This window comes from Clostridioides sp. GD02404, assembly GCF_045898275.1.
Classification (GTDB): domain Bacteria; phylum Bacillota; class Clostridia; order Peptostreptococcales; family Peptostreptococcaceae; genus Clostridioides; species Clostridioides difficile_A.
In genome coordinates, this window is the sequence record NZ_JBJOCA010000005.1 from 16,709 (window position 1) to 31,052 (window position 14,344).

Annotated in this window: 17 protein-coding genes; all 17 read left to right on the top strand. The window is 28.7% G+C overall.

From position 1 onward, the window contains the following. Positions 1–8: 8 nt before the first annotated feature. The 17 genes from Q3287_RS04475 (at position 9) to dxs (ending at position 14,339) form a co-directional block, all read left to right on the top strand. Positions 9–1,994, top strand: coding sequence for a fructose-bisphosphatase class III (locus Q3287_RS04475; protein WP_054276248.1), 1,986 nt, complete (start codon positions 9–11; stop codon positions 1,992–1,994). A 220-nt stretch (positions 1,995–2,214) separates the two neighbouring features. Then, complete coding sequence (gene spoIIIAA / locus Q3287_RS04480; RefSeq protein ID WP_407963582.1) at positions 2,215–3,183, top strand: stage III sporulation protein AA; 969 nt, start codon at positions 2,215–2,217, stop codon at positions 3,181–3,183. Continuing rightward, positions 3,173–3,694, top strand: a complete 522-nt coding sequence (locus tag Q3287_RS04485; RefSeq protein ID WP_054269702.1) for a stage III sporulation protein AB — start codon at positions 3,173–3,175, stop codon at positions 3,692–3,694. Before spoIIIAA ends, Q3287_RS04485 begins: the two co-directional genes overlap by 11 nt. Before the next feature lie 17 nt (positions 3,695–3,711). Continuing rightward, positions 3,712–3,909 carry a stage III sporulation protein AC gene (gene spoIIIAC / locus Q3287_RS04490; RefSeq protein WP_009888937.1) on the top strand — a complete coding sequence of 66 codons (198 nt, stop codon included), beginning with the start codon at positions 3,712–3,714 and terminating at the stop codon, positions 3,907–3,909. 23 nt (positions 3,910–3,932) lie between these two features. After that, positions 3,933–4,310, top strand: a complete 378-nt coding sequence (gene spoIIIAD, locus Q3287_RS04495) for a stage III sporulation protein AD (protein ID WP_003428424.1) — start codon at positions 3,933–3,935, stop codon at positions 4,308–4,310. A 79-nt stretch (positions 4,311–4,389) separates the two neighbouring features. Further along, the gene (gene spoIIIAE / locus Q3287_RS04500; protein WP_407963583.1) at positions 4,390–5,595 is read left to right on the top strand and encodes a stage III sporulation protein AE; all 1,206 of its coding nucleotides are present in this window, start codon (positions 4,390–4,392) and stop codon (positions 5,593–5,595) included. 54 nt (positions 5,596–5,649) lie between these two features. Next, positions 5,650–6,267, top strand: coding sequence for a stage III sporulation protein AF (locus Q3287_RS04505; protein ID WP_054269704.1), 618 nt, complete (start codon positions 5,650–5,652; stop codon positions 6,265–6,267). 11 nt (positions 6,268–6,278) lie between these two features. Further along, entirely contained in the window at positions 6,279–6,833 is a 555-nt protein-coding gene (locus Q3287_RS04510) for a hypothetical protein (protein WP_054269705.1), read from the top strand. A 26-nt stretch (positions 6,834–6,859) separates the two neighbouring features. After that, positions 6,860–7,546 carry a SpoIIIAH-like family protein gene (locus Q3287_RS04515; RefSeq protein WP_054269706.1) on the top strand — a complete coding sequence of 229 codons (687 nt, stop codon included), beginning with the start codon at positions 6,860–6,862 and terminating at the stop codon, positions 7,544–7,546. A 109-nt stretch (positions 7,547–7,655) separates the two neighbouring features. After that, the gene (locus tag Q3287_RS04520) at positions 7,656–8,018 is read left to right on the top strand and encodes an Asp23/Gls24 family envelope stress response protein (protein WP_021383951.1); all 363 of its coding nucleotides are present in this window, start codon (positions 7,656–7,658) and stop codon (positions 8,016–8,018) included. A gap of 85 nt (positions 8,019–8,103) precedes the next feature. Continuing rightward, positions 8,104–8,610 carry a transcription antitermination factor NusB gene (gene nusB, locus Q3287_RS04525; RefSeq protein WP_231300542.1) on the top strand — a complete coding sequence of 169 codons (507 nt, stop codon included), beginning with the start codon at positions 8,104–8,106 and terminating at the stop codon, positions 8,608–8,610. Continuing rightward, positions 8,594–9,664 (top strand): O-sialoglycoprotein endopeptidase, encoded by a 1,071-nt coding sequence (locus tag Q3287_RS04530; protein WP_407963584.1) that lies wholly within the window; start codon positions 8,594–8,596, stop codon positions 9,662–9,664. The genes nusB and Q3287_RS04530 overlap by 17 nt, the downstream gene beginning before the upstream one ends. Beyond that, positions 9,661–10,866 carry an exodeoxyribonuclease VII large subunit gene (gene xseA / locus Q3287_RS04535; RefSeq protein WP_054269709.1) on the top strand — a complete coding sequence of 402 codons (1,206 nt, stop codon included), beginning with the start codon at positions 9,661–9,663 and terminating at the stop codon, positions 10,864–10,866. Before Q3287_RS04530 ends, xseA begins: the two co-directional genes overlap by 4 nt. 1 nt (position 10,867) lies before the next feature. After that, entirely contained in the window at positions 10,868–11,083 is a 216-nt protein-coding gene (xseB, locus tag Q3287_RS04540; protein WP_003419178.1) for an exodeoxyribonuclease VII small subunit, read from the top strand. A 2-nt stretch (positions 11,084–11,085) separates the two neighbouring features. Beyond that, positions 11,086–11,973 (top strand): polyprenyl synthetase family protein, encoded by an 888-nt coding sequence (locus Q3287_RS04545; protein ID WP_054269710.1) that lies wholly within the window; start codon positions 11,086–11,088, stop codon positions 11,971–11,973. A gap of 29 nt (positions 11,974–12,002) precedes the next feature. Beyond that, positions 12,003–12,440: a divergent PAP2 family protein gene (locus Q3287_RS04550; protein ID WP_021383959.1), complete on the top strand. Its 438-nt coding sequence runs from the start codon at positions 12,003–12,005 to the stop codon at positions 12,438–12,440. A gap of 33 nt (positions 12,441–12,473) precedes the next feature. Beyond that, positions 12,474–14,339, top strand: a complete 1,866-nt coding sequence (dxs, locus tag Q3287_RS04555) for a 1-deoxy-D-xylulose-5-phosphate synthase (protein WP_407963585.1) — start codon at positions 12,474–12,476, stop codon at positions 14,337–14,339. Positions 14,340–14,344 lie beyond the last annotated feature (5 nt).

Below are 14,344 nucleotides of genomic sequence, written 5' to 3' on the forward strand. Positions count from 1 at the left end.
GACGAATTATGAAAAATCTGTGTAAAATATCAGATGATTATTTAAACAGCAAACTGAAGTATTTAAAGTTATTATCAAAACAATATCCAAGTATATCAAAAGCAAGTACAGAAATAATAAATTTAGAGGCTATATTAAATCTTCCAAAGGGAACAGAACATTTTATAACAGATGTACATGGCGAATATGAGCCATTTGTGCACGTATTAAAAAATGGTTCTGGTGTAATAAAGAGAAAAATAGAAGAATTGTTTTCAAATACAATAAGAGATAGCGAGAAAAAGATGTTGGCAACTCTTGTATATTATCCTGAACAAAAGTTAGACCTAATAATTAAGCAAGAGGAAAATATAGATGATTTTTATAGAATAAATATTTATAGACTTATAGAACTTTGTAAGTATGCTTCTAGCAAATATACTAGGTCCAAAGTTAGAAAACTTTTGCCAGAAAATTTTAAATACATAATAGAAGAAGTTTTACATGAGCATGTCAAAAGTGAACATAAAGAAGAGTACTATAAAAGTATAGTTGAAACAATAGTCAACATAGGGATAGCAAAAGAATTTATAATTGCTATTTCTACAGTCATACAAAAATTAGTTGTTGATAGATTGCATGTAATAGGAGATATTTACGATAGAGGTCCAAGACCAGATATAATTGTCGACAAGCTTATTGAACATCATTGTGTAGATATTCAATGGGGAAATCATGATATATTATGGATGGGGGCAGCATCAGGTGAAAAAACTTGTATAGCAAATGCTCTTAGAATATCAGCTAGATATGCTAATTTAGACATTGTAGAAGACATATATGGAATAAATCTATTACCTCTAGCAACTTTTGCTATAGATACATATAAGGATGACCCTTGTAAAGAATTTATTCCAAAGATTAATGACCAAAGTGTAACAATAACAGAAAAGTCGTTGATGGCTAAGATGCACAAAGCAATAAGTATAATCCAATTTAAACTTGAAGGTGAAGTTATAAGAAGAAGACCTGAATTTGAGATGGAACATAGACTTTTGCTTAATATGATAAACTATGATGAAGGTACAATTACTTTAAATGGAAAGACATATAAATTAAAAGATACTTATCTGCCTACAATAGACAAAAAAGACCCATACAAATTAACAATAGAAGAAAAAAATGTTATTGATAAATTGGTATCCTCATTTAGAGGTAGTGAAAAATTACAAAAACACGTTTCGTTTTTATTTTCTAAAGGAAGCATATATTTAAAGGCAAACTTAAATTTACTTATTCATGGATGTGTACCATTAAATGAAGATGGAAGTTTTATGTCTATGAATATAATGGGAAAAGAGTATAAAGGTAAGGCTCTTATGGATAAAATGGAATCTCTAGCAAGAGAAGGGTTTTTCTTTAAGGATAAGGCAGAAGAAAAGTTATATGGTATGGATATTATGTGGTATTTGTGGACTGGAAAATGTTCATCATTATTTGGCAAAGATGATATGACAACATTTGAAAGATACTTTATAGCAGAAAAAGAGACTCATAAAGAAAATAAGAACCCTTATTTTAAGCTTAGAGAAAATGAAATGGCTTGTAAAAGAATATTTGAGGAATTTGATTTAGAACTTGATGAATCACATATAATAAATGGTCATGTACCTGTAGAAAGTAAAAATGGAGAGAGTCCAATAAAAGCTAATGGTAAAATTCTTGTTATAGATGGTGGTTTTTCTAGAGCGTATCAAAAAACGACTGGTATAGCTGGATACACTTTGATATATAATTCTAGAACTCTACAATTAGTATCACATGAACCATTTAATTCTGCTGAGGAAGCTATTGCAAATGAAAGCGATATTTTATCGACAACTGTTGTAGTAGAGCATAAGGCAAAGAGAAAAATGGTGAGAGATACCGATGAAGGAGTAAAAATACAAGAAGAAATAGAAGATTTAAAGCTACTTTTAATGGCTTATAAAAAAGGACTAATAAAAGAAATGTAATTATTATAGAGACACTTCATATTTGAAGTGTCTTTTTTATTGAGTAATATCTTATAAAGATTAATAATAGTAGTTTAATAGAGTCTATGTATTAAGTGAATCCAAAAGAAATGGAGTCATTTTTTTATTTATAAATATTATTTTAAAAAATATATATGTTTTGGTAATATTCCTTGTCCTTTATAAATAGAATTATATAAACAAAGGAGGAGGACAAGAAATGAATAAACTTTCTGATGAAATAATAAACTCTCTTTCTACAACTATAAGAGAAAAGGTAGAAAAAATCTCAAACAATAATCTAAATATAGAAGAAATTAGGTTACGCTCACAAAAACCATTGATACTAAATGCAAACTCTAAGGATTATTTTTATAATCAAAAAACTATGACACTCGATTTAAATCAACAAGACTCATATGTAGTGACAAGAGAAGATGTAGAGCAAACTTTTCAAATAATATGTAAATACTCAATACATTCATTTATGGATGATATAAAAAAAGGATTTATAACTTTGAGAGGAGGGCATAGAGTAGGATTAGTTGGGAAAGCAATAGTAGAAGATGGACAAGTCAAAAATATAAAGCATATATCGTCTTTAAATATAAGAGTATCAAGAGAAATCATTGGATGCTCAAATAAGATTTTAAGTCATATCATAAATGGAAAAAATCAGATTAATAATACTCTGATAATATCGCCACCTCAATGTGGAAAAACAACTTTAATAAGAGATATAGTAAGGAATTTAAGTAATGGTAATGAGAATTATGGGTTTAAAGGCTTAAAAGTAGCTCTAGTGGATGAGCGTAATGAGATAGCAGGTGCTTATCTAGGAGTTCCACAAATGGATGTTGGGATAAGGACTGATATAATAGAAGCTTGCCCAAAAGACTTGGGGATTACGATGCTTTTAAGGTCTATGTCGCCAAATGTTATTGTGACAGATGAGATTGGAAGTGAAAAAGAGATAAAGGCATTATATACAGCATTAAATGGAGGGATAGGACTAATAACTACTGTACATGGAGATTCGATAGAGGATATACAAAATAGAAAAGAATTAAATAGGCTTCTAGATAAAGAATTATTTAAAAAAGTTATAATTCTTTCTGCAAAAAGAGGTGCTGGAACAATTGAAAAAATTTATGATTTAGAAGAAAAGAGATGGTATTTTGCAAATTAAGATAATTATTATAGCTCTTTTAATAGGAAGTAGTTATTTGATAGGTGAACACATATACAAGACTTATACTCGTAGACATAAACAATTAAATGATTTAATAAGAGTTTTAGAAATATTAAGGATGGATTTATCTTTCGGACTTTATACATTGGAAGAGATTTTTAAGAGGATAGGTGGTAATAAAGAGTTTTGTTTTTGGAAGTTTTTTCTTCAAGTATCAGAAGAGCTTCACAATGAACAAGGCAAAACTTTAGAAATGATAATATTAGAAAATCTTGATGTTTTAAACAAAGAGACTTATCTAGGTAATAAAGAAATTGAGGAGTTAAAAAATCTAATACTTACTTTAGGTAAAAGTGATATAGAGTCACAACAAAGAATGATAGATTTATCTATAGAAAATTTAAAAAAACAGACTTATGAGACAAAAGATGACATAAACAAAAAAGGTGTATTGTATAAAAAATTAGTCACATTTATAGGCATAGGTATATGTATTATATTGATTTAAATATGGGGAGGTTTATTATGGAGATATCATTGATATTAAAGGTTGCAGGCGTTGGGATTCTAATATCAGTATTGAATATGATATTGGAAAAAACAGATAGAAAAGATTGGGCAGGTCTTACTACATTGGCAGGTGTGATAATCGTATTGGGAATGGTAATAACAGAAATAAGTGATTTATTTAATACTGTAAGAACAATGTTTCAACTTTACTAAAGGGAGGGAGTAATTTGGAAATAATGCAATTAATAGGAATTGCAATCATTTCAACTACACTCTGTTTAGTAATTAAAAAAGATAGACCGGAAATAGCAAATTTCATAGCTATAATAACTGGAGTAATAATACTATTATCAGTTATGTTTAAGCTGAACTTTATAGTAGATAGCATACAAGATTTAGCTAATAAAGCTAATATCCCAACCATGTACATATCATTAATAATAAAATTAATTGGGATAGCATATTTAATGGAATTTGCAATACAACTTTGCAAAGATTGTGGGGAAGGAAACATTGCTTCTAAGTTAGAGTTTGGAGGAAAAATAATAGTGATGTCAATGTCTTTCCCTATACTTCTATCCATTGTAGAAATGGTAGTGAACATAATTCCATAGTTGTGTATCTTAACTATAGGTATATTAAAGAGATTTCGTTGTATTGAGGTTTATAGAGTGAAGAGAGGCATGGTTGCTTATGAAAAAAAGATTTTTACCAATGATTATAGGTTTTGTATTTACTTTCTTTTTTATAAATATCTTTGCTATTATGATATTCGCAAATGAAGTACCAAGTAGTGAAGATAAGGAATATGGTGAAACAAAAAATAGCATAGATAAATATATAGATGGGCAGTTAGACAAGCTAGATATAAATGAAATACAAGACTATATAAATAAGGAAATAGTTATTAATGATGTTAATTTAAAATCGTTTGTAAAAGATTTAATTAGTGGCAAAAAAAATATCTTAGATTTATTTAATAAAGATGGATTGAAGATATTGATGTTTGACGAATTTAAAGCAAGTTTAAAGGTAGTAGCAGTGATTTTAGTACTGGCTTTATTATCATCAATTTTAAAAAGCTTAGAAAACTCTTTTTCATCAGGTGCAGTAAGTCAAATCGCAACATATATAATATTTATCACAATGGTATCACTCACACTTGTTGGATTTAAGGATGTATTACAGATTTGCTATGATGCAATAGACCATACTGTAGGTCTCATGCAAGTTATAATGCCAATATTAATAACATTTTTACTTTTAATTGGATTTCCAATAACATCTACTACTTTGAATCCTATCTTTATAGGAGGAGTAACATTTATAAACGTATTTTTCAAGAACTTTTTATTTGTATCAATTACTGTTGCATTTGGTATTTTAATAATAAACAATTTATCAAAAAATATAAGGTTAAAACGATTTTTCTCCTTTGTAAAGCAAATAAATTATGTTTCTATTGGGGCGATGTTTACCATTTATTTAGGACTTGTATCTATACAAGGATTGTATGTAACTAGTTTTGATAAATTCAGTGTCAAGACCGCTAAGTTTGCTATAGGTAATTTTATTCCTGTTGTTGGAGGATTTGTATCTGATTCTGTGGATATTCTATTATCTTCATCTCAGCTTATAAAAAATATATTTGGAGGAATAGGGCTTATCTTACTTGTTGGAATTTGTTTACTTCCAGTTATAAAAATTTTATCAGTAATAGTAGTGTACAAGTTAGCTGCAATAATTGTAGAGCCAGTTGGAGAAGATGGAATATCTAATTTTTTAAATGAAGTTGCAAATCTAATGATAATAATGCTAGCATCAGTAATTGCCATAACAATAATGTTCTTTGTAACTGTGGCTATCTTGACATCGATAAGTGTCGTAAGTCAAGGATAATATATATCAATATAAAATTGCATCGAATTTAAAGTTTGTAGAGAGGGGGAAGCTATGTTAGAGGGCATAAAGGCATGGATTGTTAGTGTTTTAATAGGAGCATTTATAGTAAATATAGTAGATATGATTTTACCAAGTTCTAAGATAAAACCTTATGTCAACTTAGTTTTAAACTTTATGTTTGTATTTATTGTAATAACTCCAGTAGTAGGATTTTTTTCAAAAGATATGAGCTTAGAAGATAGAATCTTGAAGTCTATGGGTAACTACAACAAACAATATGTAGATAGTACAAATGCTTTAGCAAAAGAAACTGGAAACAATAGTTTATCTAAAGGATATGAGGATGGTTTAAAAGAAGTGCTTAAATTGAAACTTGATGAGTATGGTTACGATTTAGAAGATATAGAGCTTAACGGAGCAAATATAAATAATATAAAAATAAAAGAAAAAAATGATAGTACAAAAAGTAATGGCAATATTGATGAAGAAAATAAAAATAATAGTACTAAAGAGGATGAAGAAAACATAAACTCTAATGACAAAGAAAATTCTAAACAAGTTTTTAAAAAAGGTACAGAATATGAACTGAACCTAAATGAAAACAAATTAAAAAATGACTTAATAAAGGTGCTTGATGTTTCTATAGAAGATATACAAATTGATAAATAGGAGTTGGGAGAATGTTGAAAAACTTAAATGACAAAGATAAGAGAAAGGTATATTCACTAATAACTATAGCTGGAATCTGTGTGGTGTCATTAGTCTTATTGTCTTGTTTTCCTAGTAGCAAAAGTGATAAACAAGTTGGAAAAACAGAGGCTAACAAAAATACTGAAAAACAAGTTACTAAAGAACAAGAAAAAGATGATTTGGAATCAAAGTTAACAACAATACTATCTAAAATTGATGGTGCAGGGGATGTTGATGTAATGGTTACATTTGAATCAAGTGAAGAAATACAACCTGCTTTTAATTCAAATCAAACAACAGAGACAACAGAGGAAAAAGATGCACAAGGAGGAGAAAGAACAGTTACGACTTCTAGTGAAAATAAAACAATGATAACTTCAAATTCAAGTGACCCTGTAGTTATAAAAACTACAGAGCCAAAGATAAAGGGAGTGATAGTAGTAGCAAGTGGAGCTAATGACCCAAGTGTGAAAGAAACACTTTATAGTGCAGTACAAACATCATTACAAGTAGCTGGACATCAAGTAGAAATATATTCTAAATAAATACATATAACCGGGGGGATAAATGAATGAAGTTTAATTATAAGGGAAGAGGATTTGTAATAATAACTTTAACTGCAATGTTGGTTGTAGTAGGAACAGTGAATTATCAATTGAGTAAGAAATCTTTATTAGAAACATCAAAAGAGTTTAAGGCATATGAAGAAGCTCAATTACAGAAAAATACTGATGATAGTGATAGTAGTAAAACAGAGGATTCTAGTAATGTGAATAAACAAGATGCAAAAGAAAGTGCTGATATAGAAATAGTTGATAGTAAAGCTAGTAAAGTAAAAGAAAAGGTAACTGAAACAAGTAAAGAAATAAAAGAACAACTATCATCTGAGAAAAACATGAAAAAAGCATCTTATATTTTAGATATGAAAATGAATAGAGAAAAGCAAAGAAATGAACTAGTTCAAGATTTAAATGAAATGATAAATAATCCATCTACAACAGAAGAATCTAGAAAAGAAGCTTCTAATATGAAATTAAATATAGTTAAAATTCAAGAAAAAGAACTTCAAATAGAAAATCTCTTGAGTACAAAAGGATATGAAGAAGCATTAGTTTATATAAGTGATAGTAAAGTCAATGTAGTGGTAAATGAAGCTAAATTAGATAAGAAAGATGCAGCAAAAATATTTGACTTAGTTGCAGAACAAGCTAATGTAAAGTATGAAAATATTAAACTTACAAATAATAATAAAAAGTAAAAAATAAACCTCAGAATTAACTGAGGTTATTTTCTTGCAAAGTAGACTTGTATTTGGTATTATTATACTTATAAAAATAGTTCCTTAAAATCAGGAGGTAAGTTTTAATATGGAAGATAATAAGTTTGGACAAGTAAAAATATCTAATGATGTAATAGCTACAATAGCTGGTCTAGCAGCATTAGAAGTTGAAGGCATAGAAACTACAGCAACATTAACAGATAAGTTGTTAAAAAATAATGGAGTAAAAATACAAATAGAAGAAGAGGATGTTAATTTAGATGTAATGGTTATGATAAAATATGGGATGTCAATACCAGATACAGCTTTTAAAGTTCAAGAAAATGTAAAAAATACTGTTGAGACAATGACAGGACTGAAGGTTTCTCAAGTAAATATACACATTCAAGGAATCAGCTTTAAGAAAGATAAAGTTGATAAAGAAGAAGCAAAAGCAACTAAGAAAAATTAATATTAGCCCTCTGAAAAGTCAGAGGGTTTTTTGTTGGCATTTGATTTTTATATAGATAATTAAACTTAAAGGAGAATTTTGATTGATGAAAAAAGATAGGGCACAAAAGAGTACAACAAGAGAATATATAATGAAACTTATATACCAGATAAATATTAATAAGGAAGATTTTGAAACTTTAGATGATAAAGTAGATACTTTTTTAAATGATAATTCAGAACATATTATAAATAGATATGAAGAGCTTGCACTTCAGTATTCAAATAATGCAAATTTAAAGCTAGAAGATACTAAGCTTGAAGATGTTATAGACAGAAACTATATAAGCAGAGTATGCAAAGAACTAAAAGAAAATCATAATAAGATAGATGAATTAATAAACAAGCATGCTAAAAACTGGACAGTAGATAGAATGCCAAAGGTAGATGTGTCTATACTTAGATTATCTGTATGTGAAATAGCTTATTTGGACACTCCTAATAAAGTGTCAATAAATGAAGCTGTAGAGCTTGCAAAGATATATTGTGATGATAAGTCTCCTAAATTTATAAATGGTATATTGGGAAGTGTTGTTGATGAAATCGGTAAATAATATAATAATTGGAATTGATACTAGCTGCTATACTACTTCTATAGCAGCTATCTCTTTAGATAAGAAAGTTATCTTTAATGAGAAAATAATGCTAGAAGTAAGAGAAAATACAAAAGGGCTAAGACAAAGTGAAGCTGTATTCCAGCATGTAAATAATTTAGGGATTTTAAGTGATAGAGTAAAGTCACTTAAAGATAAGTTTAATATAGAAGGTGTCTGTTCAACTATAAGACCTAGACCAGTTGAAAACTCATATATGCCTGTATTTAATGTAGGATATAATTTTGGAAAGTTCTTATCAAGTATATATGGTTGTAGATTTTATGAGACTACTCATCAAGAAAATCACATTGAAGCAAGTTTATTAAATAGTAAGTTAAAAAATAATAATAGATTTATTTCTGTTCATATGTCTGGTGGCACTACAGAGATACTTTTAATAAATAAAATGGATGATAATTATAATATATTGGATAGTAGCTTAGGTGCAATTACCAGAATAAGTAATAAAAAAGATGATAAAAGTAAGCTATACAATAATTTTGGATATAATATAGATATAATTGGAGGAAGTAAAGATATTAGCTTTGGTCAACTTATAGATAGAGTAGGAGTTAAGTTGGGGTATAAGTTTCCTTCAGGAAAATATTTAGATGAAAATGCTTTAAATTGTAACTTTAAAATAGAAAGTGGTCTGAAAACTTCTGTGAGAGATGGATATATGAATTTATCTGGATTAGAGAATCAGGTAAACAAGATTATAAAAGATAATAAAGATAATACTAATCAAAAAGAATATGTATCTAAATTAGTATTAGATTCAGTAGTTAGAAATATGTTTAAATCTTTAGTTTATTTATGTGAAACTTATAATGTAGATGAAGTAGTTTTTGCAGGTGGAGTTTCTGCAAGTAGGTATATTCTTAAAGAATTAAGTCTAAAATTAAGAAAAAAACATATAGAAGCTCATTTTACAGAACCACAATATTCAACTGATAATGCTGTTGGGTGTGCTATAATAGGATTGAATAACTTTTTAGGAGAAAGAGTATGAAATTAAGAGCTTTAGATATAAGTGAAGCAAACTCATATATTAAAAGAATTTTAATAAACGACCCAATACTTTCTAATCTTAAGGTTAAAGGAGAGATTTCCAATTTTAAGGTTCATAGTAGTGGGAATGTATATTTATCACTTAAAGATGAAACATCAAAGTTAAACTGTGTAATTTTTAAAAGTAATTTTAATCGTAATCTAAAATTAGACAATGGTGTGAAAGTTATAGCTAGTGGATACATATCGGTCTACGAAAGAGATGGTGCGTATCAATTATATATTAATGAAATTGAAATAGAGGGAATAGGGAATTTACACATAGAATTTAATAGATTAAAAGAAAAACTTGCTAAAGAAGGTTTATTTGACTCTAAATACAAGATACCTATACCTAAAATGCCAAACTCAATTGGAGTTATAACATCTCCAACAGGTGCTGTTATAAGAGATATAATAAATGTTATAAAAAGAAGATACCCTAAAATTAATATAAAGCTTTATCCAGTAACGGTTCAAGGAGATAAATCAGCAGAAGAAATATGTGAAGCAATCAGATTTTTTAATCATATGAAGAATGTTGATACACTTATAATTGGTAGAGGCGGGGGTTCAATAGAAGAGCTTTGGTCTTTTAATGATGAAATGGTAGCAAGAGAGGTTTTTAATTCTCAGATTCCAATAATATCAGCAGTTGGGCATGAAACTGATTTTACTATTTGTGACTTTGTATCTGATATGAGAGCACCAACACCATCCGCAGCAGCAGAGATTGCTACTCCATCGTTAGATGATATAAATTACAAACTTGGAAATATAAAAAGTAGAATGAGTAAGTCTCTTACAAATCAAATTGAGCTAGACCAATACAGGTTAGAATCAGCATTTAACAAGATAAATAACTATTTAGATTCTTATACAATAAAAGATAAAGTTATACAATTAGATAAAATATATGATAAAATAATTTTTGGAATAGAAAATAATTTGAAATTGGAAGATGAGAAACTAATAAAGATTGGAGCATTACTTCATAATTTAAGTCCATTAGCTACTATGGATAGAGGTTATAGCATAGCCCAAAAAGATGGAAAAGTAATAAACAGTATAAAAGGATTGAAAACAAAAGATAACATAGAGATAGTCTTAAAAGATGGAAATTTGGAATGTATGATAGATAAAATTGAAAATAAAGAGGTATAGTATGAATTTAACTTATGAAGAAGCTTATAAAAGATTAGAGAGTATATTAAATGAACTAGAATCTAAAAATGCTAGCTTAGATGAATCTTTAAGCTTGTATGAAGAAGGTATAAGCCTTTACAAACATTGTAATAAGCTTTTAGATGATGCTAAATTGAAAATAAGTAAATTTAATCAATTAGGAATAGAAGAAGATTTTAAAATTGAGGAGGAATAAAATTGGAATTTAAACAATGTCTGAAAGAAAAAGCAAGTTTTATAGAAAATGTACTTAAAGAATATATGCCTAAAGAAGAAGGGTATCAAAAAACAGTTATTGAAGCTATGAACTACAGTTTAAGTGCTGGAGGCAAGAGATTAAGACCAATACTTACATTAGAAGCTTGTAAAGTAGTTGGAGGTAATGAAGAAGAAGCTATTCCTTTTGCTATGGCCATTGAAATGATACATACATATTCACTAATACATGATGATTTACCAGCTCTTGATAATGATGACTTAAGAAGAGGTAGACCAACAAATCATAAAGTATATGGAGAAGCTATGGGTATTTTGGCAGGCGATGCTTTATTGAATTATGCTTTTGAAGTTATGCTTTCAGGTTCAATCAATAAAGAAAATCCAGAAAAGTATTTAAAAGCTATAAATGAAATTGCTAAAGGTGCTGGTATATATGGCATGATAGGTGGTCAGGTAGTAGATGTAGAAAGTGAAAATAAACAAATTGAAAAAGAAAAATTAGATTATATACATATGAATAAAACTGCAGCAATGATGGTGGGTTGTATGAGAGCAGGAGCTACTATCGGTGGAGCAAATTCAGAACAGATGGAAGAAATAACTAAATATGCAAAAAATATCGGATTATCATTCCAGATAGTAGATGATATACTAGATATAGTGGGAGATGAAGCTAAATTAGGTAAGAAAGTTGGAAGTGATATAGAAAATCACAAGTCAACATACCCATCACTTTTAGGTTTAGATAAATCTAAAGAAATTGCATATAATTTGATTGATGAAGCAAAGAAAAGTATAGAAAAATTATCTGACGATGTAGATTTTTTAAAGGGATTGGCTGAATATATAATAGATAGGGAATACTAAAATATACAGCTAAAATCGAGGAGGGAAAAATGGACTTTTTTTCGGAGATTTTTAACAATGGGGCTTTGGGAATAAGTCTGATTGCTTGTTTCTTAGCACAATTTATAAAAATATTTACTGGCAAGGAAAAAAGAATTGAGTTATCAAGAATACTTATTTCAGGAGGTATGCCTAGTTCCCATAGTTCTTTTGTTACAAGTTTAGCTACAGTGGTAGGTATTGAAAAAGGGTTTAATTCTACTGATTTTGCTATAATTACTGTGCTTGCCCTGATTATAATGTATGACGCAGCAGGTGTTAGACGGGCTGTAGGTAAGCAAGCTATCATATTAAATCAAATAGTAGCGGATATACAGCATGGAAAGCATATAGAGCAGAAGAAATTAAAAGAATTAATAGGTCACACACCACTAGAAGTTTGGTTTGGAGCTTTACTTGGAATAGTAACAGCTTTAATATTGATGTAAATTTAAAATTTACAAAATAAAGGTGAGGATAATATGTATAAATATTTAGATAAAGTAAATTCTCCAAAGGATATAAAAAATATGAGCATAGAAGAAATGGATTTACTTGCAAAAGATATAAGAAAATTTTTAGTAAAATCTGTTTCTAAGACAGGCGGGCACTTAGCTTCTAATTTAGGAGTAGTTGAGCTAACATTAGCACTTCATAAAGTGTTTGACAGTCCTAAAGATAAAATCGTATGGGATGTAGGACATCAATCTTATGTTCATAAAATAGTTACTGGAAGAAAAGATTATTTTGTATCTTTAAGACAATTTAATGGACTAAGTGGTTTTCCAAAGGAGAGTGAAAGTCCTCATGATATTTTTGACACAGGACATAGTAGTACATCTATTTCTGTAGCTACAGGTATTGCCTGTGCTAGAGACATAAAAAAAGAAAACTATAGTGTTATATCTGTAATTGGAGATGGTTCTATAACTGGAGGTATGGCACTTGAAGCTTTAAATCAATTAGGATATATCAATACCAATATGATAGTAATTCTTAATGATAATGAAATGTCCATAGATAAAAATGTTGGTGGAATGTCTAAATATCTGTCAAGTATTATAAGAAACTCAACAGTTGAAAAAATGACAGATGAAGTTGATAAAATTTTAAATGTTACACAAACAGGTGAGATTTTATCTAAGACTGCACATAGATTTAAAGATAAGTTAATGTATAGCTTTTCGCCTCAAGATTGTTCATTTTTTGATTCATTAGGTATAAAATATTATGGTCCTATAGATGGTCATAATACTAAAGAATTAATAGATACATTGAGAAAGGCTAAACATAAAAAAGGGCCTGTACTTTTACATGTAATTACGAAAAAAGGAAAAGGGTACAGATTTGCAGAGGAGCAACCTGATAAATATCATGGAGTATCAAAGTTTGATATAAAGACAGGAGTGACATCTTCAAAAGTTAAGTCTATGTCAGTTAGTGTTGGAGAAAAACTGGTTGATATGGCTAGTAATAATGAAGATATAGTAGCAATAACGGCTGCAATGCCATCTGGTACTGGGTTAAATTTATTTGAAAGTGTATACCCAAAAAGATATTATGATGTTGGTATAGCTGAACAACACGCAACAGGGTTTGCAGCAGGTCTTGCAAAAAGTGGGATGAAACCTTACTTTGCTGTATATTCATCGTTTTTGCAAAGAGCATACGACCAAATTATTCATGATGTATGTATAACTAAAAAGCCAGTTACTTTTCTTATAGATAGAGCTGGACTAGTTGGAAATGATGGAGAAACTCATCATGGTATGTTTGATTTAAGTTACTTGAATTCTATTCCAAATATTGTAGTAATGGCACCAAAAGATACAAGAGAGATGGAACTTATGATGGATTTATCATTAAAGCTAGACTATCCATCAGCAATTAGATATCCAAGAGGAAATAGCTATTACTTGGACAAGGGAGAATATAAAGAACTTGTATTAGGAAAGTATGAAGTATTAGATGATGGACAAGATACAGTTATACTTTCTATTGGAAGTATGGTGAAACATGCTTTAGAAGCTAAAGAACTATTGTTGAAGGAAGGAATAAATCCAACAATAGTTAATGCTAGATTCTTAAAGCCAATGGATGAAGATATGTTGAATATTTTATTAAAGAATCACAAAAATGTAGTTACAATAGAAGATAACATTGTAACTGGAGGGTTTGGAAGTAGAATAAACAAGTTTATTATAGATAATGAGCATAAGGTAAATATACTCAATATAGCAATACCAGAAGAATTTATAAAACATGGTAATGCAGATGAATTATATGATTTTGTAGGACTATCACCAAAAGGTATTGCTGATAAAATAAAAAAGCTAGTTATTAAATAAAAAAT